Below are 20,196 nucleotides of genomic sequence, written 5' to 3' on the forward strand. Positions count from 1 at the left end.
TCACCGGGCCGCGGGGGCGAAGCGGGCGATCGGGTTGGCCAGGGTGCCGACCAGCTGCAGGGCGGCGGACGGGTCGGCCAGGTCGACCATCTGCCGGTTGTTGCGCAGCTGCAGCCGGTTGAGGCAGGACAGCGCGAACTCGGGCGCGAACGGGTCGTACCGGTCGAACCGGTCGGCGAGGTGCGGCACCGAGTCGCGGTAGTCGGCGACGCACTCGGCGACCGTCCGCCAGAAGCCGTCCTCGTCGAGCACGCCGTCCTCGGCGAGGGTCGCGGCGAGGTAGCGGAAGAAGCAGTCGAAGACGTCGGTGAAGATCGACAGCAGCTTCATGTCGTCGGGCACCGCGGCCCGGACGCGCCGGACGGCGGGCGGCAGCACCGCGTTCTCGTCCATGACGACGATCTCCTCGGCGATGTCCTTGAAGACCGCCCGCTGCACGGTGCCGCCGTCCAGCACGAGGATCGTGTTCTCGCCGTGCGGCATGAACGCCAGGTCGTAGGCGTAGAAGCTGTGCAGCAGCGGGGTCAGGTAGGCGTCCAGGTAGCGTCGCAGCCACACCTCGGGGGCGAGGCCGGACTGCCCGATCAGGGCGGCGGCCAGCGAGCGGCCGGCCCGGTCGGTGTGCAGCAGGGCGGCCATCGTCATCAGCCGCTCGCTGGGGGCGAGGGAGGGCACGGGGCTCTCCCGCCAGAGCGCGGCGAGCATCTTGCGGTACGGCGAGTACCGGTCGGTGGCGGCCTCGTACTGGCGGTGCCGGTAGCCGATCGCGGCGTGCTCGCGGATGATCGTCAGGCCGGTGCCGCGCAGCACCTCGTCGTCGGCGATCAGCTTGGCCAGCCAGTCGTTGATGGCCGGGGTGGCCTCCATGTAGGCGGCCGAGAGGCCGCGCATGAAGCCCATGTTGAGCACCGAGATGGCCGTCTTCACGTAGTGCCGGGACGGGTCGCTGGTGTTGAAGAAGGTGCGGATGGACTGCTGGGCGAGGTACTCGTCGTCGCCCTCGCCGAGGCAGACCAGGCGCTGCTGGGCGACCTCGCCGGCGAAGGTCACCGACAGCTTGTTCCACCACTGCCAGGGGTGCACCGGCAGCAGGTGGTAGTCGGAGAGGGAGAGCCCGCGGGCGGCCATCGCGGCGGCGAACCGGGCCAGGGTGGCCGGATCCAGCTCCTGGCGGATCAGCGTGTCGTAGTCGGTGTCCGCGCAGGAGGTGAAGACCGAGTGGTCGCGGTGCGCGGCGAGCCAGACCAGCTTGACCGGGGAGGCGGCCTCCGGGGCGTACCGGTGGTACTCGTGCACGCCGAAGCCGATCCGGCCGTTGTTGGCGACGAAGCCGGGGTGGCCCTCGGTCATGCCGGTCTCGACGGTCTGGAAGTCCGCCTTGGCCAGCTCGTCGGCGCCGAGGGCGGGCCGGGAGAGCTTGTAGGCGGTGCCGGCCAGGGTGGAGGAGATCTCCTCCAGGTAGACCGGCAGCACCTCGTCGGTCAGGCCGAGCGTGCCGCGCAGTTCGATGCAGAAGTCCAGGGCGTCGAGCGGCAGTTCCTGCTCGCCGCGGTGCCGGGTGACGGACCCGTCCGGGATCTGCCAGTGGTCGAGGGCGCGCAGCCGGGCGGTGAAGCGGTACTCCACCGTGCCGTCGTCGCTGCGGACGGCGTACCGGCCGTCGGGCAGCCGCTCGGGGGCGAGCAGCCGCTCGTGCGAGAACTCGGCGAGCGCCTTGCGGACGAGCAGCCGGTTGGCCCGTGCCCAGGCGTCCGGCGTCAGGTGGGCGACGGCTCCGGCGGGCATCATGCGGCGGCTCCTGCGAGGGCGTGCTGGAACTGGGCGCGGGTGCAGACGCTGAGCAGGGCGTCCTTCTCCGGCTTGGCGATCGGGCCGACCACCTCGAAGCCGACGGCGGCGTTCAGGGCGTGGACGGCGGTGTTGCGGACGTCCGGCTCGACGACGACGCGGCGGGTGGCCGGGTCGTCGAAGAGGAAGGCCATCACGGTGGTGATGACGGCCCGGGTGAAGCCGTGCACCGGGGTGTCGGCGGGCGCGCACAGGAAGTGCATGCCGACGTCGCCGGGCTCGGCGTCGTGGAGGCCGACGAGTTCGAGCCGGGCCGGGTCGTAGCGTTCGGCCAGGAAGGCCGGCACGCCGTCGACCAGGCCGAGGAAGGCGTCGTGGTGCGGGTGCCCGGTGATCCGCCGGTACTCGGCGCGGACGTCGTCCTCGGTGGCGTCCTGCATCATCCAGAACGCGGCCTTGGGGTGGGTGACCCAGCCGTGCAGCAGTGCGGCGTCGGCGTCCGGGTCGAGCGGGCGGACGGAGAACTCGCCGAGGCGGGCGTCGGTGCGGGTGAAGAGCGTCATGCGGGGGCGCCCTCCGGCGCGCCGAACTCCTGGAAGGCGATGGTCTTCTCGATCGGGTAGACCTCGCGGCCGGTCAGCTCGCGGACGATCCACGAGTTGCGGTACGGGCCCATGCCGAGGTCGGGCGAGGTGATGCTGTGGGTGTGGGTGCCGCCGTTCTGCAGGAAGATCCCGCGCCCGGTGGTGTCGATGCTGTAGTTGCGGGCGACGTCGAAGCGGCCGCGGCCGTCCCAGCGGATCCGGTCGTGCACCGGCTCCAGGAAGGCGGGCGGGGTGTACGCGTAGCCGGTGGCCAGCACCAGGCCCTCGGTGGTCAGCGAGAAGTCCCGCTGCTGCTCGGCGTGGTGCAGCCCGAGGGTGTAGGTACCCGGCGTCTCGTCGTACGAGGCGCTGCGCAGCGCGGAGTTGGTGAGCAGCCTGGTCGGGACGGGGCCCTTGACGCTCTTCTGGTAGAGCAGGTCGTAGATGCCGTTGACCAGGTCGGCGTCGATGCCCTTGAAGAGGCCCTTCTGCTCGGACTCCAGGCGGTAGCGGGTCTCCTCCGGCAGGGCGTGGAAGTAGTCCACGTACTCGGGGGAGGTCATCTCCAGGGTGAGCTTGGTGTACTCCAGTGGGAAGAACCGCGGCGAGCGGGTCACCCAGTCGAGCCGGTAGCCGTGCACGTCCGTCTCGGCGAGCAGGTCGTAGTAGATCTCGGCGGCGCTCTGGCCGCTGCCCACGACGGTGATGCTGCGCTTCTTCTGCAGCGTCTGCTTGGCCTCCAGGTAGCCGGAGTTGTGCACCAGGTCGCCGCCGAGCCCGCGGCAGGGCTCGGGCAGGAAGGGCGGGGTGCCGGTGCCGAGCACCAGGTGCCGGGCGCGGTGCCGGACGGTTCCGCCGCCGGCCTCGGAGACGACGGTGTACAGGCCGTCGGCCCCGTCGTACTCGACCCGGGTGACGGTGTGCCCGAAGCGGACGCTGCGCAGCCTGGCGGCGGCCCAGCGGCAGTACTCGTTGTACTCGCTGCGCACCGGGTAGAACATCTCGCGGATGTAGAACGGGTACAGCCGGCCGCGCTCCTTCAGGTAGTTGAGGAAGGAGTACGGCGAGGTCGGGTCGGCGAGCGTCACCAGGTCGGCCATGAACGGCGTCTGCAGGGTGGCGAAGTCGAGCAGCATCCCGGGGTGCCAGTCGAAGTCCGGCTTGCTCTCCAGGAACACGCCGTCGAGGCCGTCGATCGGCTCGGTGAGGCAGGCGAGGCCCAGGTTGTAGGGACCCAGCCCGATCGCGACGAAGTCGTGGGTGGACATGCTTCTCCCGTGGTGCGGAGGGGGCGGGCGGGGATCAGACCGCGGTGGGGCAGAGCTCGGGGGCGACGGCGGCCCGGTCGTTGACGTACCGGCCGGCGTGCTCGGCGAGGAGGTCGAGGACGTGCGCGATGTCGTCCACGGTGGTCTCCGGGTTGAGCAGGGTGAACTTCAGGTGGTGGCGGCCGTCGACCTTGGTGCCGGCGACGACGGCCTCGCCGGAGGCGGCGAGCGCCTCGCGGGCGTACAGGTTGGCCTCGTCGGCGAGGTCGCGCGCCGGGCCGGCGGGCGGCAGCCAGCGGAAGACGACGGTGGACAGCTGCGACTTGGTGACGACCTCGAAGCGCGGGTCCTCGGTGAGCATCTCCCAGGCGGCGGCGGCGCGGTCGACGACCTCGTCGAAGAGCAGGCCGACGGCCTCGGCGCCCATGGTGCGCAGGGTCAGCCAGAGCTTGAGGGCGTCGAAGCGCCGGGTGGTCTGGATGCTCTTGTCGACCTGGTTGGGGATCCGCCGCTCGGCCATCCGGGCCGGGTTGAGGTAGTCCGCGTGGTAGGTGGCGTGCCGCAGCACGGCGCCGTCGCGGACCAGCACGGCGGAGGAACTCACCGGCTGGAAGAAGGACTTGTGGTAGTCGACGGTGACCGAGTCGGCCCGCTCGATGCCGTCCAGCAGGTGCCGGCGGGTGGGGGAGACCAGCAGTCCGCAGCCGTAGGCGGCGTCCACGTGCATCCACACCCCGGCGGCGGCGCACAGGCCGGCGATCTCGGGCAGCGGGTCGATCGAGCCGAAGTCGGTGGTGCCGGCGGTGGAGACCACGGCCATCACGGTCAGGCCCTCGGCGGTGCAGCGGGCGAGCTCCCGGGCGAGCGCCTCGGGCTTCATCCGGCGGCCGCGGTCGGTCTCCACGGAGATCACCGCGTCCATGCCGAGGCCGAGCAGTTTCGCGGACTTCTTGACGCTGAAGTGGCTGGCCTCGGAGGCGATGATGCGCAGCTGCGGCAGCAGTTCGTGCTTGGCCGGCGGGGTGTCGGCGGCGGCCGCGAGGGCGGTGCAGGCCTCTTCGCGGGCGAGCAGCAGGGCCTGGAGGTTGGACTGGGTGCCGCCGCTGGTGAAGACGCCGTCGGCGTCCGGGCCGAGGCCGATCCGCTCGGCCGTCCAGTCGATCAGGCGACGCTCGATCAGGGTGCCGCCGGCGCTCTGGTCCCAGGTGTCCAGCGAGGAGTTGACGGCGGTGAGGACGGCCTCGCCGAGCAGGGCGGGGATCACCACCGGGCAGTTGAGGTGGGCCAGGTAGCGGGGGTGGTGGAAGTAGACGGCGTCGCGGAGGTAGACGTCCTCCAGCTCGGCGAGCGCCTCGGCAAGGTCGCCGAGCGGGCGGTCGAGGTCGATGCCGGATATCTCCGGGGCCAGCCGGTCCGGGGTCGTCCCGGTGAAGGGGCGGGTGGTGGTGGAGACCTTGGCGGCGACGGTCTCGACGCCGGCCCGCAGGGACTCCCGGTAGCGCTCCACCGTGCGGTCGTTGAACAGGTGTGATCTGGCGTCCTCCAGGGTGGCGGTGCTGCCTGCCGACGGCTCGACGGTGTGGCCCCGGAAACTCATGGTCAGTCCTCAACGGTCGCGGACGGGGAGTGGAACTTAGGTTAGCCTATCCTAAGTTCCATGCATGCGCGACGGCCCGTACCCCGGAGTCGGGGAACGGGCCGTCGTGGAGGTGCGATTGACGGTGTGTCGAATTCAGTCCTCGTCAGAAGACGTGCCGGAAGCGGCCTCCAGGCGCAGCTGCTCCTCGGAGGCGCCGCGCCGCCAGTAGCCGGAGAAGGTCACCGCGGCGCGGTCCGTCCCGCGCTCGCCGACCAGGTGCCGGCGCAGCGCCCGGACGCTCCCGGACTCGCCCGCGATCCAGGCGTACGGGGTGCCCCCGGGCAGGTCGGCCGCGCGGACGGCCTCCACCAGCGGGGTCGCCCCGCTCTCCCGGACCAGCCAGGTGATCTCCACCTCCGGTCCGGCGGCCAGGTCCTGGATGTCCTGCGCGTACGGGACCTCGATCCAGACCCGGGCGCGGGTGGCCGGCGGCAGCGCGTCCAGGATGCCGCCGACCGCGGGCAGTGCCGTCTCGTCCGCGGCCAGCAGCACCCAGTCGGTGCCGGCCGGCGGCCGGAAGCAGACGCTGCGGTTGTCCTCGACCGCCGGGCCGAGCATGACCACCCGGTCACCCGGTGCGGCCTTCGCCGCCCAGGAGGCGGCCGGTCCGGCCGCGCCGGGCACGTCGACCCCGTGCAGCACGAAGTCGACGTCCACCTCGTCCGGGTCACGGCGCTGCGCGCGGACGGTGTACGAGCGCATCACCGCCCGGACGTCCTCGTCGAGCGCCCGCCAGGCGGCGAACCAGCCCTCGCCCTCCTCGACCGGCAGCACCGGGGCGTCCTGCCCGGGGTGCGGCAGGAAGAGCGAGAAGCTCTGGTCCCGGCCGCCCGAGGCGAAGCCGGCCAGCTGTGCGCCGCCGAAGGTGACCCGCAGCATCGTCGGCCCGAGCCGGCGGGTGCGGACGACCTCGGCCTCGAAGAAGCCGTACTGCGCCGCGATCGCGGAAGCGGTGGCCATGGCGGCGTCAGCTCACCTTCTTGGCGTTCCGGATCGCCTTGGCGAGGTTCTCCAGCAGCGGCGCGGCACCCGCGTACGAGAAGCGCGGCACGGCGTCCCACGGGGTGACCTGGCCGGCCTTGACGGCGGGCAGCTGGCCCCAGGCCGGCTTGGCTGCGAGGTCCTTGGGCTGCAGCGCGGTCGAGCGGTTGTCCAGCAGGATCAGGTCGGCGGGGAACTTGCCGGCGTTCTCCCAGCTGAGCGCCTCGAAGTAGTCGCCGGCCTCCAGCTTGGTCGGCACCACGATGTCCACGCCGAGCTCGGCGAAGTACATCAGGTCGGTGGAGACCTTCGGGTTGGAGACGTAGAAGATGTCCGCGCTGCCCGAACAGGCCATCACCTTGAGGCCGCCGGCGGCCTTGGCGGCCTGGCGCAGCTCCTCGGCGGCCTTCTCGAAGCGGGCCTTGGCGTCGGTGACCTTCTTCGCCTTCAGGTCCGCGCCGAGCGACTCGGCGAGTGCGGCGTACCGCTCGATCGGCTTGGTCATCGGGACGCGGGCGGTGGTGATCGCGACGCTCGGGGCGAGCCCCAGGATCTTGTCCTTGCTCTCGTCCGGCACGTACCAGAGCGCGTCCGGGTCGTACATGTGCGTCACCAGCAGCTCGGGCCGCAGCGCCGCGTACTTCTCGACGCCGAACTCGCCCCAGACGTTGCCGAGGATCTCGACCTTGTCGACCTTCAGGTCGCCGGCCGTCGGGTCGGCCTTGCCGTCGGCGGTCTTCGTCTCGCCGAAGACGCCGACGATCTGCTCGTCCAGGCCGAAGTCCACCAGGGCGGCCGCGGTGCCGGTGTACGCCACGACCCGCTTCGGGGCGGACTTGGCGGTGACCTCCTTCCTGCGGTCGTCGGTGAACGACCAGGAGCCCGCACCGGCGGGCTTCGCCGAAGAGCCCGACGCGCCGTCGGATCCCGAACCGCCGCCACTGCCGCAGGCGGCCAGCACGGCACCGAGGGCGGTGGCGCCACCGGCGGCGAGCAGGCCGCGACGGGAGAGGTGAGCGGCAGTTCTGGAACGCGGCATGACGGTGTCTCTCTCGGTTCGAAGGGGGCGGGTGCGGCGGTCGGCGCAGGCAGGGACTGGCGGCTGACCCGCAGCGGACATTAGGTTAACCTAACCTAAGTCGTTGTCCAGAGGGGGTTCCGGAATCCGGTCCCCGCCAGCGCCGGAGCACCACCCGTGTCTCTCACCAAGCCGCCACAGGCCCAAGGGGGTTCGGCCGAACCCGCCGACCTCCGACGACGCCCGCCCGGCGCCCGCACCGCGCTGCGCGCCGCCGGCCTCCTCGCCGCCCTCGCCGTCCTGATCGCCGTCCTGGTCCTCAGCGTCGGCGTCGGCGCCAAGCAGCTCGCGCCCGCCGAGGTCTGGCACGGCCTCACCGACCCCGCCTCCGGCTCGTACACCGTCGTCCACGAGATGCGGCTGCCGCGGACCCTGCTCGGCCTGCTCGCCGGCACCGCGCTCGGCCTCGCCGGCGGCGTCATGCAGGCCCTCACCCGCAACCCGCTCGCCGACCCCGGCCTGCTCGGCATCAACGCCGGCGCCTCCGCGGCCGTCGTCTCCGCCGGCACCTTCCTCGGCATCGCCACCTTCGACGGCTACGTCTGGTTCGCCCTCGCCGGCACCGCCGCCGTCGCCGCCCTGGTCTACGCCGTCGGCGGCGGCCGCGGCGCCACCCCGGCCCGGCTCGCCCTCGCCGGCTCCGCCCTCAACGCCACCCTCTACAGCTACGTCAGCGCCCTGATGCTGCTGGACACCGGCGCCCTGGAGAAGATGCGCTTCTGGACGGTCGGCTCGCTCGCCGGCGCCCAGGCCTCCACCGTGTTCAAGGTGCTGCCGTTCATCGCCACCGGCCTGCTGCTCGCCCTCGCCCTCGCCCGGCCGCTCAACGCCATGGCCCTCGGCGACGACTCCGCCCGCGCGCTGGGCGCCCGGCCCGAACTCGTCCGCGCCGCCGCGATCACCGCCGTCACCCTGCTCTGCGGCGCGGCCACCGCGGCCTGCGGACCGATCGTCTTCGTCGGCCTGATGGTGCCGCACTTCGTCCGCGCCCTCACCGGCCCCGACCTGCGCTGGCTCTTCCCCTACTGCGCGGTCCTCGCCCCCGTCCTGCTGCTCGGCGCCGACGTGCTGGGCCGCGTCCTCGGCCGGCCCGGCGAACTCCAGGTCGGCATCGTCACCGCCGTCCTCGGCGGCCCCTTCTTCCTCTGGTTCGCACGCCGCGGAAAGGTGGCCCGGGCATGAGCAGCACCCTCCGGATCGGCACCTCCGTCTCCGTCCGCCACCGGCCCCGCGCCCTGCTCGTCGGCGCCTCGGCCGCCCTGCTCGCCCTCGCCGTCGGCGTCCTCGCCCTCGGCAGCGGCGACTACCCGATGAGCACCTCCGACGTGCTGCGCACTCTCACCGGCGGCGGCAGCCCCGCCGAGGACTTCGTCGTCAACGACCTGCGGCTGCCCCGCGTCGTCACCGCCCTGCTGGTCGGCGCGGCCCTCGCCCTGTCCGGCGCGCTGTTCCAGTCCCTCGTCCGCAACCCGCTCGGCAGCCCCGACATCCTGGGCTTCACCCAGGGCGCCGGCGCCGGCGCCCTGCTCGTCGTCCTCGCCGGCGGCAGCAGCCTCGCCCTGGCCGGCGGCGCGGTCGCCGGCGGCACCGCCACCGGCGCCGCGATCTACGCCCTCGCCTGGCGGCAGGGCGTCCAGGGCAGCCGGCTCGTCCTCGTCGGCATCGGCAGCGCCGCCATCCTCACCGGCATCAACGGCTACCTGCTGACCCGCACCCAGCTCATGGACGCCGCCCGCGCGATGCTCTGGCTCACCGGCAGCCTCGACGGCCGCGGCTGGCGCGACGCCGTCCCGCTGCTGATCGCCCTCGCCGTCCTCGGCCCCGCCGTGCTGCTCGGCTGCGGCCGCGCCCTGCGGATGCTGGAGATGGGCGACGACGCCGCCAGCGGCCTCGGCATCCGGGTCGAGCGCGTCCGCCTCGCCCTGCTCGTCTGCGCCGTCCTGCTCGCCTCGCTCGCCGCGGCCGCCGCAGGACCGGTCAACTTCGTCGCCCTCACCGCACCCCAGCTGGCCAAGCGGCTCACCCGGGCGCCCGGCCCCAACCTGCTCGCCGCCACGTGCACCGGCGCAGCCCTGCTCGTCACCGCCGACTACGCCGCCCAGCACGCCTTCGCCGGCCACCAGCTGCCGGTCGGCGTGGTCACCGGAGTCCTCGGCGGCGGCTACCTCGTCTGGCTCCTCGCCACCGAGCGCCGGGCGGGCCGGCTGTGAACAGACGGACCGCACCCCGCACCAGCACCACGCCCCGGAACGGAGAACCGACCATGGACAGCGGCGGAACGCGCCTCGCCGGCGCCGAGCTGACCCTCGCCTACGAGAAGCGCACCATCGCCGAGGGCCTGACCGTCGCCGTCCCCGACCGGTCGTTCACCGTCGTCGTCGGCCCCAACGCCTGCGGCAAGTCCACCCTGCTGCGCGCCCTCTCCCGCACCCTCAGGCCGGCCGCCGGCTCGGTGCTGCTCGACGGCCAGGACATCGCGACGATCCCGGCCCGCAAGGTCGCCCGCACCCTCGGCCTGCTGCCCCAGTCCTCCGTCGCCCCCGACGGCATCACCGTCGCCGAACTCGTCGCCCGCGGCCGCTACCCGCACCAGGGCCTGCTCCGCCAGTGGTCCGCCCGCGACGAGGAGGTCGTCACCGAGTCGATGGCCGCCACCGGCGTCGACACCCTCGCCGACCGGCTCGTCGACGAACTCTCCGGCGGCCAGCGCCAGCGCGTCTGGATCGCCATGGCACTCGCCCAGGAGACCCCGCTGCTCCTCCTCGACGAGCCCACCACCTACCTCGACATCGCCCACCAGATCGAGGTCCTCGACCTGTGCGCCCGGCTGCACGAGGAGCAGGGCCGCACCCTCGTCGCCGTGCTGCACGACCTCAACCACGCCGCCCGCTACGCCACCCACCTGATCGCCATGCGCGACGGCAAGGTCGTCGCCTCCGGGCCGCCCGCCGAGATCGTCACCGCCGACCTCGTCGAACAGGTCTTCACGCTGCCCTGCCGGGTCATCGACTGCCCCGAGACCGGCACCCCGCTGGTCGTCCCCGCCGCCCGCCGCGGCGCCGCCCGCCCCGAAGGGAGCCGGGCATGACCGCCCGTACCTACCGCGACGCGTACGGCATCCCGCACCTGCGCGCCGACGACCCGCTCGAACTCGCCCGCGCCCAGGGCCGCAACGCCGCCGCCGACCGCGCCTGGCAGATCGAGGTCGAGCGGCACCGCGCCCGCGGCACCTCCGCCGCCTTCCTCGGCGCCGACGCCCTCGGCTGGGACGTCTTCGCCCGGCGGGCCCGGCTCGCCGACACCGCCCGCCGCTGCTACGACGCCCTCGCCCCGGCGACCGCCGCATGGGTCCGCGCCTACGTCGACGGTGTCAACGACGGGCTCGCCGAACACGGCCACCGGGCCCCCGAGTTCGCCGCCGCCGGGACCACCCCCGGCCACTGGGAGCCGTGGACCCCGCTCTCCGTCTGGCTCTCCCACCACGTCCTGTTCGCCGGCTTCCCCACCAAGCTCTGGCGCGACCGGGTCGCCCGCGCCCTCGGCGAGGAGCACACCGAACTCTTCGCCACCGACGGCCCCGGCACCTCCGGCAGCAACGGCTGGCTGATCGCCGGCGGGCGCACCGGCAGCGGCGCCGCCCTGATCGCCGGAGACCCGCACCGCTTCGTCGAGGACCCGGGCATCTACCAGCAGGTCCGGCTGGCCTGCCCGGAGTACGACGTGATCGGCCTGGCCGTGCCCGGCGTCCCCGGCATCGGCCACTTCGGCCACACCGGCGGCGTCGCCTGGGCGATCACCAACGCCATGGCCGACTACCAGGACCTCTACCGGGAACGGCTGCGCCGCACCGGCGGCCCCGGCGGCCCCGGCGTCGAGGCGCTCGGCCCGGACGGCTGGCAGCCCGCCGCCGTCCACCGCGAGACGGTCGAGGTCGCCGGCGCCGGACCGGTGGAGATCGAGATCGTCGAGACCGCCCGCGGACCGGTGATCACCGGCGGCGCCGACGGCGAAGGGGAGGCCCTCAGCCTCCGCTGCCTGCCGCGGGTCGACGTCGAACTCGGCTTCGACGCGCTGCCCGCCCTGCTGCGCGCCCGCACCGTCGACGACGTCGACCGCGCCTTCGACCACTGGATCGAGCCGGTCAACGTCGTCCAGGCCGCCGACACCGCGGGCGGCCTGCTGCACCGGGTCGCCGGCGCCGTCCCGGACCGGCCCCGCGCCAACAGCCTGCGGCCCGTCCCCGCCTGGGAGGCCGAGCACGCCTGGCGCGGCCGGCGCCCGATGCCGCGCGCCGAGGTGGACGGCACCGCGGTGATGGCCAATCAGCGGGGCCTCGCCGCCCCGCTCGGCGTGGAGTTCGCGCCGCCGCACCGGGCCGACCGGATCGCCGACCTGCTCGCCGCCCCGGTCGCCTGGACGGCGGCCGACATGGCGCTCGTCCACATGGACACCCACCTGGCCTCCGCCGCCCCGCTGCTCGACCTGCTCGCCGCCCTCGACGCCCTCAGCCCGGCCGCCGAGAAGCTCCGCGACCGGCTGCTGGCCTGGGACCGCCGGATGGCGGCCGACTCCACCGACGCCGCCCGGTTCGCCGAGCTGCGCTCCGCCGTCGTCCGCCGGTTCGCCGCCGAACCGGCGCTCGCCGGCCTCACCGGGCCCTCGCCGTACCCGGAGCCGTTCCTGCCCTGGCTGGCACTGCTGCCCAGGATCGCCTACGCGCTGGAGACCCTGCTGGCGGAGGACCGGCTGCCCGGCGTGGACCGCACCGCGCTGGTGCGGGCCGCCGCGGAGGAGACCGCCGCCGCCGAGGACACCGGGCGGACCTGGGGCGCCACCCACCGGCTGGCGCCCTGGCAGGCGCTGCCCGGTGCCGACGGCGGATCCGACGAGGACCGGCCGGGGCTGGCCGGCGACCACGACTGCGTGCTCTCCACCTCCAGCGTGCCCGGCTTCACCGACCGCAGCGCCCGCGGACCGGCGGCCCGGTACGTCTGGGATCTGGCCGACCGCGACAACAGCCGCTGGGTGGTGCCGTTCGGCGCCTCCGGGCTGCCCGGCCACCCGCACCGGCGCGACCAGCTGCCGTTGTGGCTGAGCGGCGGCCTCGCACCCGTCACCACCGACTGGACCCGCCTCACCGAGGAGCCGTGATGACCGCCGACACCCCCGCCCGGGCGGCCCTGCCCGCGGACCGCCCGGCGCTGCACGAGGAGCGGCTGCCCGTCGTGGGAGCCGTCCGGATCGTCGAGCTGGACCCGGCCGCCGACGCCGGACTCGTCCACCGCTGGGTCACCGAACCGCGCGCCCGCTACTGGGGCATGCTCGACGCCGACCGCGAACAGGTCCGGGAGACCTACGAGTTCGTCGACTCGCTGACCACCCACCACGCCTTCCTCGCGCTGCGCGACGGCCGCCCGGCCGCGCTCTTCCAGAGCTACGAACCCGAGCACGACCCGGTCGGCGAGTGCTACGACGTCCGGCCGGGCGACCACGGGATGCACCTGCTGATCGGCCCGGCGGACGGCCCCCCGCAGCACGGCGTCAGCCGGGCGCTGGTCGGCGTGTTCGTCCGCTTCCTGCTCGCCGACCCGGGCCGCCGCCGGATCGTCGCCGAGCCCGACGCCCGCAACGACCGGGCGATCGCGCTGCTGCGGCGCTGCGGCTTCGAACCCGGCCCGGAGATCGACAAGCCGGAGAAGCGGGCCCGGCTGGTCTTCCTCGACCGGGAGGCCGCCGAACGGGCCTGACCCGGACTCAGACCGTCAGCACGATCTTGCCCCGGGTGCCACGCGACTCGATCAGCGCGTGCGCCTTCGCGGCCTCCTCCAGCGGCAGCACGTGCTGCACGTGCGGGCGCAGCCGGCCCTGCTCCGCCAGCTCGGCCAGGGCCGCCAGCCCGGCGGCGTCCGGCGCGACGACCGGCCCGGCGAGGCGCCGTCCGGCCGCCGCGGCCGCTGCGGTGAGCTCCGGGCTGTTCCGCTCGATCAGGGTGATCAGCATGCCGTCCTCGGCCAGCAGCGGCAGCGAACGCCGCCCGTATCCGCCGACGCCGTCCAGGACGACGTCGAGCCCGCCCAGCCCGGCGGCGAAGTCGCCGGCCCGGTAGTCGATGACGCGGTCCGCCCCGAGCGAGCGGACGAAGTCGTGCTTGGCCGCGCTCGCCGTGGCCAGTACCTCCGCGCCGCGGGCCCTGGCGATCTGCACCGCGAGGTGGCCGACCCCGCCGCCCGCGCCGTGCACCAGCACCCGCATGCCCTCCCGCAGGCCGGCCGTGCCGACCAGCGCCTGCCAGGCGGTCAGCCCGGCCAGCGGCAGCGCGGCGGCCCGCACGTGGTCCAGGCCGGCCGGCTTGCGGACGAGGTGCCCGGCCGGCGCCGCGACGTACTCGGCGTAGGCGCCCGCCGGCCGCGGGAAGCACGGCATGCCGAAGACCTCGTCGCCGACCCGGAACCGGGTGACGTCCGGGGCGACCTCCTCGACCACGCCCGAGACGTCCCAGCCGAGCACGAACGGCGGCTCGCCGAGCATCGGCAGCGCACCCGCCCGGACGTGGGCGTCCACCGGGTTGACCGAGGCGGCGTGCACCCGGACGAGCACCTCGCCGGGGCCGGCGACCGGGCGGACGGCCTCGGCCGGGACGAGGACGTCGGGGGTGCCGAAGGACTGCTGGACGATGGCGCGCAAGGGGTGCTCCTGGTGGCGGCGGGGGTGCGGCGGGACGGTCCCGCCGATCGGTTCGGTGTCCACCGTAGGAACCCTGTGCGAGACGATGAATGGCTGATCGACTCGATTCGATGTCCGATCGTCTCCAGGTGGTGGGCGGGCGGATAGGCTCGCCGGGTGGACATCCTCACCGACGCCGTCGCCTCCGTACGGACCGGCAACCCCGTCTCCGCCCGCACCGACTGCCGGGCGCCCTGGGGCCTGCGCTTCGCCGAGCAGGCCGGCGCCGGCTTCCACGTGGTGCTCGCCGGCACCTGCTGGCTGATCGAACCCGGCGGCGCCACCACCCGGCTCGGCCCCGGCGACATCGTCTTCGTACGCAGCGGCCGGGAGCACGTCCTCGCCGACGACCCCGGCTCCCCGGTCGTCGACTACCGGGCCGACCTCAGCTGGCCCCGGCCGCCGACGCCGAGCCCCGCCGATCCCGGCACCGGCCCGGTCAGCACGATCCTCTGCGGCTCCTACCTCCTCGACCAGGAGCGCCCGCACCCGCTGGTCGCCACCCTGCCCCCGCTGATCCACCTGCCGGCCCGGCGCGGCCGCCACACCGCCCTCGCCTCCGCGGTCGACCTGCTCGCCGCCGAACTGGAGCGGCCCGGGCCCGGCTCCGACGGCATCGTCGCCCAGCTGATCGACCTGCTGCTGCTCTACATCCTGCGGGCCTGGCTCGACGAACAGCCCGACGCCGCGGCAGTCGGCTGGGCCGCCGCCCTGCGCGACCCGGCGATCGCCCCCGCCCTGAAGGCGATCCACGCCGACCCCGGCGGCACCTGGACGGTCGAGAGCCTCGGTGCGGGCGTCGGGCTCTCCCGGGCCGCGTTCGCCCGGCGCTTCACCGCCCTGGTCGGCGAACCGCCGCTCGCCTACCTCACCCGCTGGCGGATGACCACCGCGGCCGGCCTGCTGAGGCACTCCGACACCCCGATCGCGGTGGTCGGGGACCGGGTCGGGTACCGCTCCGAATTCGCCTTCGCCAAGGCCTTCAAACGCGCGTACGGGCTGCCGCCCGGCCAGTACCGGCGGCGGGCCCGCGAGGCCGCCTGACCCCTGCGCGGCGGCGTTCGGTCCGGTGCGTCCAACACGCCGAGGTCGGCCGAGGGGGCGCGGGCGGGCGGTCCGCGGCGGATACTGGCGCCATGGTCCAGAACCCAGAGAACCCGGAGTTCCCCGAAGACTACGACGAGGAGTCGCCGGCCGTCATGGAGGCGGAGGACGAGGAGCGGGAGGTGGCCGAGCGCCAGGTCGACGAACTGGAGCAACTGCGCGAGCGGCGGGCCCTCGGCGCGGACCAGGCCGACGACGGCGACGCCGTCGAGCAGTCCATCGTGGTCTCCCTCGACGAGGACGACTACCGGGACTGAGGCAGCCACGGGCAGCACCCCCACGGGCAGCACCCCAGTGGCAGCACCCCAGGGGCGCGGGGAACTGCGCAGTCCGGGAGCGGGTACGCCACAGAATTTCGGGCCGCGCGCTGATCCGTAGGGCAGCCCCATCCGAATTGCGCAGTTCTCCCCAGCCTTCGGCCGGGAGGTGCTCCCACGCGCCCCTGGGGCGTTGCCTACAGGGCCCGGCGGCGCTGGAGCCAGGTGAAGGCGAGCCAGCCCGGGAGGACGGGCAGCAGGAAGACCAGCAGCCGGAAGAGCATCACCGCGGCGAACGCGCTGCCCTGGTCCATGCCGCCGGTGTGCGCCAGGCCCTCCGTCAGCAGACCCTCCACCACGCCCGCGCCGCCCGGCGTGGGCGCCGCGGAGCCGGCCGCGTTGCCGGCCAGGAACACCACCGCGACCGCGCTGAAGGACGGCCGGGCGCCGACCGCCAGTGCGCAGCAGTACAGGCAGGCCACGAAGGCCGTCGAGACCAGCAGTTGCCCGGCGATGCCGGCCGCCAGCTTGCCCGGCTGCTGCAGCAGGTCGAGCAGGCGCGGCAGCACCTCGGCCCGCAGCGGCCGCAGCAGGCCGACGACCCGCCGCCGCAGCCAGGGCACGGCGAGCGCGGACAGCAGGACGGCGGCGACCAGGCCGAGGCCGGCCGCGAGCCAGGCCGGGCTGGGCAGTTCGGTCTGCGGTCCGAGGCCCACCAGGGTGGTGAAGAAGGCGAGTTGCAGCATGTGCAGTGCCAGGCCGACCAGCTGGGAGGCGCCCACGCTGGAGAGTGCCTGTGCGGTGGGGATCCCGCTGGCCTGCAGGAACCGGGTGTTCAGTGCGATGCCGCCCACTCCGCCGGGTGACACCAGTTTGACGAAGGAGCCCGCCACTTGGGCGGCGAGCGCGCCGCGCGGGTCGAGCCGTTCCGGGACGAAGCCGATGAATCCGAGGGCCGCCGCGCCGTAGCTGGCGACGGCCGCCAGGACGGCCGCCGAGAGCCAGAACGGGTCGGCGTCGGCGACCGCGCGGAAGGAGTCGAGGCCGGAGCCGAACAGTGCCTGCAGCAGCAGGTACCCGCCGGCCATGCCGGCGGCGACGGTGGCGAGGGTGCGCGGCCGCAGCCGTTCCAGCCGGACGGGTTCCGCCGGTGCCTGCGGGCGCAGCCGGAGCACTTCCGCGCGTATCGCGGCGGCCAGTTCGGGCTGTGCGGCGAGGGCGTCGCGGGTCGCCCGGGGCAGGGCGATCGGCTGCAGCAGCGGCAGCGCGGCGCCGATCGTGGCGGGTCCGAGCACCGTGGCGCCGGCGGCCACCGCCCGTTCCGGACCGGCCTTCAGGGCCAGCGCGGTGAGCATCCCGGCCACGTCGAGGCGCAGCAGGAGTTCGCCGGCCGCGATCTCGCCGTACGCGAGTTCGGTGAGCTGCACCGCGCCGTCCGGGCCGAGGCGGACGGTGTCGGGGCCGAGGGTGCGGTGGGCGATGCTGCGCCGGTGCAGCAGCCGCAGCTGCTGCCAGGCGTCGTGCAGCACCTCGTCGGTGACCTCGTCCGCGGGGACGTCGCCGAGCGGCCGGCCGGGCAGGTGGCGGTAGGCCACCAGGGCGGCGTCCGGACCGAGTTCGGCGGCGGCGAGCGGCTCCGGGGTACGTACCCCGGCGGCGAAGGCTGCGTGCGCCACCAGGGTCTGGTGCTCCAGTCCTTCGCGCAGCGAGCGCAGGCCGAGCGGCAGCGGGGCGGTGCGCAGCCGCAGCAGTTGCCAGACGTGCTGCGGCAGGCCGAGGGCGGCGGCGCGCCGGTCGAGCAGCCGGACGTCGAGGTCGGGCCGGTCCTGGTGCTGGGTCACCAGGTACCGGCAGGGGCCGGCCACCCGCACGGTGTTCGGGCGGGTCCCGGCGTTGCGCAGGGTCACCCAGAGCTGCAGTTCGGACGGCTCCCGGGTGGGTTCGCCGACGGTCCAGGCGACCAGGTGCGCGGTGGTCCAGCCGATCAGCAGCGCGAGCAGCACCGACAGCGGGGTGGCGTAGCCGGTGAGCAGGCCGGACAGCCCGGCGGCGGTGAGGGTGGCGGCGAGCGAGGCGCGCCAGCGGGGCAGTCCGCCGGTGCCGACCGCGGTCATGAAGGCCAGGACGGGGGCCAGGTGTCCGTACACCGGGTCGGTGCGGCCGGGGCCCTCGGGGAAGGGGTGGGTGAGCGCGGTGAGCCCGCCGACCGCGAGGTCGAGGAGGAGCGAGACGGCGTAGGCGAGGACGGCGGCGAGCACCCCGTCGGCGACCTGCCGGCCGGCCCGGCGCAGCACCCGGCCGACGGCGAAGGCGAGCGGCACCAGCAGCAGGGCGGCCGCGCTGCAGGCGGCCAGCAGCCGCACCGGGGGCCGGGGGAGCAGGCCGGTGCCCTCGACGACGTCGGCGTCCAGACCGCCGGCGGTGCCCTGGGCGTACTGGGCGAGCAGCAGGAGCAGGCCGATCGCGGTGAGCCCGATCAGGGCGCGGATCAGCGCCGCGGGGTGCCGCACCCGGCGGTGACGCGGTGTCGCGGGCGCGGTCCGCAGTTCTCCTGCAGGGGTCAGCGTGGCCACGCGGCATGCTCCCACATCCCCCGGACGGGGGAGTGCGATGCCGGTCACGAGATCCGCCCGGTTGCCGGGCCGGGCCTGCGGAGGCTCGTCGGGCGGGTGTCCGGGCCAAAGGTGCGGGGTCGGCAGGCGGGGGGTACAGGAAGGAGTGAAAACGCTAAAATCCGGACATAACACCCCGTGCGGTCGGCGTTCCCCGAGTCCCGCGGCCCCCGCGGGCGGCCCGGCTGCGGAAGGGAGGCCGACCATGGCCAAGCAGACCACCGGCAAGATGACCAAGCTCCGCCGCGGCACCCAGGAACTGCTCGAACGCCGCGGCATGGCCACCAACCCCGGCCCGCTCGCCCCGCAGCTGCACACCGACACCGCCTCCGCCGCCCGCAACGGGCCGTACTTCGGGGACGCGGTGTTCAGCCACGGCGGGCGCCGCTCCGACACGACGGCGGGGCCGATGGCCGGCGTCGCCCACCACGTCGAGCTGCCGGGCCACCGGCACCGCGGCGCGGAGAAGCACTCCGCGCACTGAGACGGCCTCCGCCCGCGCACGGCCGCGCCCCGCCGACACCGACGGGGCGCGGCCGTGCGCGCCCGTACGGAAGAGTGGGCCCGTGCCGCCGCCCGGCGGCCGTCCCCGACGCGGAGGAGCACCGCATGTCCGACAGCCCCCTGCTGCAGACCCGTGAGGAGTGGCTCGCCTCGCTGACCAGGGTGTACGCGGCCGCCGGCTGCCTGATCACCGACCCGCAGGGCCGGGTGCTGATCGTCAAGGCCGGCTACCGCGAGCACTGGCAGTTCGTCGGCGGGACGGTCGACCCCGGCGAGAACCCGCAGCAGTGCGCCACCCGCGAACTGCACGAGGAGACCGGCATCGAGAAGGAGGCCGGCGAGCTGCTGGCCGTCGCCTGGACCAACCCCTCGGGCGAACTCGACCACCCCGCCTGCCACTTCCTCTTCGACCTGGGCACCCTGCCGGCCGACACCCCGATCACCCTGCCCGCGGGCGAACTCGACGATCACCGCTGGGCGGAGGTCGACGAGGCGCTCGAACTCCTCGGCCCGGCCCGCTCGCTGCGCCTGTCGGCGGGCCTCGCCGCCCGCGCCGACGGCCGCACCCGGGTCGTCACCAGCCCGGTCAGCGGCCTCTGAGCGGCGACCGCCGCGTCACAGGACGAGCTTGAAGCCGTCGTGGCTGCGCTCGAACCCCAGTGAGGCGTAGAAGCGGTGTGCCTCGGTCCGCCGCTTGTTGCTGGTCAACTGCACCAGGGAGCAGCCCTGTTCGCGGGCCCGGTCGATCGCCCGGGCCAGCAGCATCCGGCCCAGCCCGCCGCCGCGCCGGTCGGCCCGGATCCGGACGGCCTCGATCAGCGCCCGCTCCGCCCCGCCCCGGCCGAGGCCGGGGATGCGGGTCAGCTGCAGGCAGCCGAGCACCGTGCCGTCGCCCTCGTCGAGCACCAGCAGTTCGTTGCGCGGATCCGCCTCGATGGCGGCGAAGGCCGCCTCGTAGGCTGCACCGACCCGCACCGACGCCGGATCGGTGACGGCGGACTCGTCGGCGAGCAGGGCGAGCACGGCAGGCAGGTCGCCGCGGACGGCGGTACGGACGATCACACGGGGAGTCTGGCAGATGGAGGTCGTGGAGTACCCGGAGGCCGAGGTGCCGGCCCGGCTCCGGGCCCAGGTGTGGGCCCTGCAGGAGCGGGCCTGGCCCACCGGGGCGCCCGACCCGGGGGTGAGTCACGACCCGGCGCTCGACCCGCGGAGCATGCTGCTGGTCGACGGGCCGCGGGTGGTGGCCGCGCTCGACCTGCTCGGCAAGGACCTCCGGCACGGCGGCGAGGTGTTCGCGGCCCGAGGGCTGTCCGCGGTGGTCACCGACCCGGCCCGCCGGGGCCGCGGCCACGGGCTGGCCCTCGTCACGGCGGCCCGCACGCGGATCGCCGCGCTCGGCGCCGACCTCGGCCTGTTCACCTGCGACCGGCCGCTGCAGGGGTTCTACGAGCGGGCCGGCTGGGAGGTGCTGCCCGGGGCCGTCCTGGTCGGCGGAACGGCCGAGGAGCCCTTCCCGAGCGACCGGCCCGGCTTCGACAAGGCCGTCCTCGCCGGGTTCTTCTCCGCGCACGGCCGGGCCCGCCGGCACGGCTTCGACGGTGCCCGGATCGCGCTCCACCCGGGCACCGTCGACCGTCTCTGGTAGCGGCCCCGGC

19 protein-coding genes are annotated in these 20,196 nt (G+C 74.6%); 10 read left to right on the top strand and 9 right to left on the bottom strand.

Going from position 1 to position 20,196, the window contains the following annotated elements; translation table 11 throughout:
- The 6 genes from ABZ641_RS00070 to ABZ641_RS00095 form a co-directional block, all read right to left on the bottom strand.
- Nucleotides 1–1,788 carry an IucA/IucC family siderophore biosynthesis protein gene (locus tag ABZ641_RS00070; RefSeq protein ID WP_359977985.1) on the bottom strand — a complete coding sequence of 596 codons (1,788 nt, stop codon included), beginning with the start codon at nt 1,786–1,788 and terminating at the stop codon, nt 1–3.
- The gene (locus ABZ641_RS00075; protein ID WP_344622787.1) at nt 1,785–2,351 is read right to left on the bottom strand and encodes a GNAT family N-acetyltransferase; all 567 of its coding nucleotides are present in this window, start codon (nt 2,349–2,351) and stop codon (nt 1,785–1,787) included. The genes ABZ641_RS00070 and ABZ641_RS00075 overlap by 4 nt, the downstream gene beginning before the upstream one ends.
- Nucleotides 2,348–3,640, bottom strand: coding sequence for a SidA/IucD/PvdA family monooxygenase (locus ABZ641_RS00080; protein WP_359977987.1), 1,293 nt, complete (start codon nt 3,638–3,640; stop codon nt 2,348–2,350). Before ABZ641_RS00080 ends, ABZ641_RS00075 begins: the two co-directional genes overlap by 4 nt.
- 34 nt (nt 3,641–3,674) lie before the next feature.
- Nucleotides 3,675–5,237, bottom strand: a complete 1,563-nt coding sequence (locus tag ABZ641_RS00085) for an aspartate aminotransferase family protein (RefSeq protein WP_359977989.1) — start codon at nt 5,235–5,237, stop codon at nt 3,675–3,677.
- Between the two features lie 135 nt (nt 5,238–5,372).
- Entirely contained in the window at nt 5,373–6,239 is an 867-nt protein-coding gene (locus ABZ641_RS00090; RefSeq protein ID WP_344622784.1) for a siderophore-interacting protein, read from the bottom strand.
- Between the two features lie 7 nt (nt 6,240–6,246).
- Nucleotides 6,247–7,299, bottom strand: a complete 1,053-nt coding sequence (locus ABZ641_RS00095; RefSeq protein WP_359977991.1) for an ABC transporter substrate-binding protein — start codon at nt 7,297–7,299, stop codon at nt 6,247–6,249.
- A 243-nt stretch (nt 7,300–7,542) separates the two neighbouring features.
- Between ABZ641_RS00095 and ABZ641_RS00100 the strand changes: the two genes are divergently transcribed.
- From ABZ641_RS00100 to ABZ641_RS00120, 5 genes are read left to right on the top strand one after another with little or no spacing between them, the layout of a single operon-like run.
- Nucleotides 7,543–8,520, top strand: a complete 978-nt coding sequence (locus ABZ641_RS00100; protein WP_359978035.1) for an iron ABC transporter permease — start codon at nt 7,543–7,545, stop codon at nt 8,518–8,520.
- Nucleotides 8,517–9,548, top strand: coding sequence for an iron chelate uptake ABC transporter family permease subunit (locus ABZ641_RS00105; protein WP_344622782.1), 1,032 nt, complete (start codon nt 8,517–8,519; stop codon nt 9,546–9,548). The genes ABZ641_RS00100 and ABZ641_RS00105 overlap by 4 nt, the downstream gene beginning before the upstream one ends.
- Nucleotides 9,549–9,601: 53 nt before the next feature.
- Entirely contained in the window at nt 9,602–10,426 is an 825-nt protein-coding gene (locus ABZ641_RS00110) for an ABC transporter ATP-binding protein (RefSeq protein ID WP_344622781.1), read from the top strand.
- The gene (locus ABZ641_RS00115; protein WP_359977994.1) at nt 10,423–12,489 is read left to right on the top strand and encodes a penicillin acylase family protein; all 2,067 of its coding nucleotides are present in this window, start codon (nt 10,423–10,425) and stop codon (nt 12,487–12,489) included. Before ABZ641_RS00110 ends, ABZ641_RS00115 begins: the two co-directional genes overlap by 4 nt.
- On the top strand, nt 12,489–13,085 hold the full coding sequence (locus ABZ641_RS00120; RefSeq protein WP_344622779.1) for a GNAT family N-acetyltransferase: 597 nt from the start codon (nt 12,489–12,491) through the stop codon (nt 13,083–13,085). The genes ABZ641_RS00115 and ABZ641_RS00120 overlap by 1 nt, the downstream gene beginning before the upstream one ends.
- A 7-nt stretch (nt 13,086–13,092) precedes the next feature.
- On the opposite strand, the gene ABZ641_RS00125 is transcribed toward ABZ641_RS00120, so the two are convergent.
- Entirely contained in the window at nt 13,093–14,085 is a 993-nt protein-coding gene (locus tag ABZ641_RS00125; RefSeq protein WP_359978002.1) for an NADP-dependent oxidoreductase, read from the bottom strand.
- Nucleotides 14,086–14,178: 93 nt separating this feature from the next.
- On the opposite strand from ABZ641_RS00125, the gene ABZ641_RS00130 reads away from it, so the two are divergent.
- Nucleotides 14,179–15,105, top strand: coding sequence for an AraC family transcriptional regulator (locus ABZ641_RS00130; RefSeq protein WP_359978004.1), 927 nt, complete (start codon nt 14,179–14,181; stop codon nt 15,103–15,105).
- A 92-nt stretch (nt 15,106–15,197) separates the two neighbouring features.
- A complete protein-coding gene (locus tag ABZ641_RS00135; protein ID WP_344622777.1) occupies nt 15,198–15,422 on the top strand; it encodes a hypothetical protein in 225 nt (74 codons plus the stop codon).
- A gap of 197 nt (nt 15,423–15,619) precedes the next feature.
- Here ABZ641_RS00135 and ABZ641_RS00140 read toward each other — a convergent pair whose 3' ends face one another.
- Nucleotides 15,620–17,995, bottom strand: coding sequence for a lysylphosphatidylglycerol synthase transmembrane domain-containing protein (locus ABZ641_RS00140; RefSeq protein WP_359978006.1), 2,376 nt, complete (start codon nt 17,993–17,995; stop codon nt 15,620–15,622).
- A 244-nt stretch (nt 17,996–18,239) separates the two neighbouring features.
- On the opposite strand from ABZ641_RS00140, the gene ABZ641_RS00145 reads away from it, so the two are divergent.
- Nucleotides 18,240–18,518 (top strand): hypothetical protein, encoded by a 279-nt coding sequence (locus ABZ641_RS00145; RefSeq protein WP_344622775.1) that lies wholly within the window; start codon nt 18,240–18,242, stop codon nt 18,516–18,518.
- A gap of 125 nt (nt 18,519–18,643) precedes the next feature.
- Nucleotides 18,644–19,138 (top strand): NUDIX hydrolase, encoded by a 495-nt coding sequence (locus ABZ641_RS00150; RefSeq protein ID WP_344622774.1) that lies wholly within the window; start codon nt 18,644–18,646, stop codon nt 19,136–19,138.
- Between the two features lie 15 nt (nt 19,139–19,153).
- Here the strand turns inward: ABZ641_RS00150 and ABZ641_RS00155 are convergent, their stop codons facing one another.
- Nucleotides 19,154–19,600, bottom strand: coding sequence for a GNAT family N-acetyltransferase (locus ABZ641_RS00155; RefSeq protein ID WP_359978008.1), 447 nt, complete (start codon nt 19,598–19,600; stop codon nt 19,154–19,156).
- A 16-nt stretch (nt 19,601–19,616) separates the two neighbouring features.
- On the opposite strand from ABZ641_RS00155, the gene ABZ641_RS00160 reads away from it, so the two are divergent.
- Nucleotides 19,617–20,186: a GNAT family N-acetyltransferase gene (locus tag ABZ641_RS00160; protein ID WP_359978010.1), complete on the top strand. Its 570-nt coding sequence runs from the start codon at nt 19,617–19,619 to the stop codon at nt 20,184–20,186.
- Nucleotides 20,187–20,196: the final 10 nt, after the last annotated feature.

It is taken from the genome of Kitasatospora sp. NPDC007106 (assembly GCF_040634455.1).
In the GTDB taxonomy this organism is placed as follows: Bacteria; Actinomycetota; Actinomycetes; order Streptomycetales; family Streptomycetaceae; genus Kitasatospora; species Kitasatospora arboriphila.